We start from the raw sequence: 394 nt of genomic DNA on the forward strand, positions 1-394 counted from the left end.
ATGAAACGTTGGAACAACGCCCGGTCGGAGCCGGTCGATCGAACGCTCGTGATGGATTTGCTCGATGATGAATATGACCTCAAGCGGCCGGAGTATCGCTGCGCTGTTTGTTACGCCGAAGGCGAGCTAAGTCTTCACAGGTATCTGGATGAGTGCGAGTTTTTTGAAGAAAAATCCAAGGAGGACGAGGCATGAATGATGCCGATGTGGTTCGTGGTCATCGCGGCCAGCTCGCGGCCTTCGGTCGCTGGTTCGCGATCACGCTCAGCATGACGTGGATCGCGCCGTTCGCGGCGTTGGCAGGCGTCGTGGCGATCATCGCTCTGGCGGGCGTTGAAACTGCCGATGTGCGCCGCGAGATAGCTGCTGCAATGCTGAGCCCTGATGCTTGGTC

The 394-nt window shown here is 58.1% G+C and carries 2 protein-coding genes; both read left to right on the top strand.

The annotated features are described in order from the left end of the window. The coding region (locus ACR6JA_RS23045; RefSeq protein ID WP_494599828.1) for a hypothetical protein at positions 1-195 on the top strand (195 nt) is incomplete at its 5' end. After that, positions 192-394, top strand: a 203-nt coding sequence (locus ACR6JA_RS23050) for a hypothetical protein (RefSeq protein WP_494599830.1), incomplete at its 3' end; no start/stop codon positions are given. The genes ACR6JA_RS23045 and ACR6JA_RS23050, both read left to right, overlap by 4 nt.

This window comes from Cedecea sp. B1(4), from assembly GCF_059414925.1.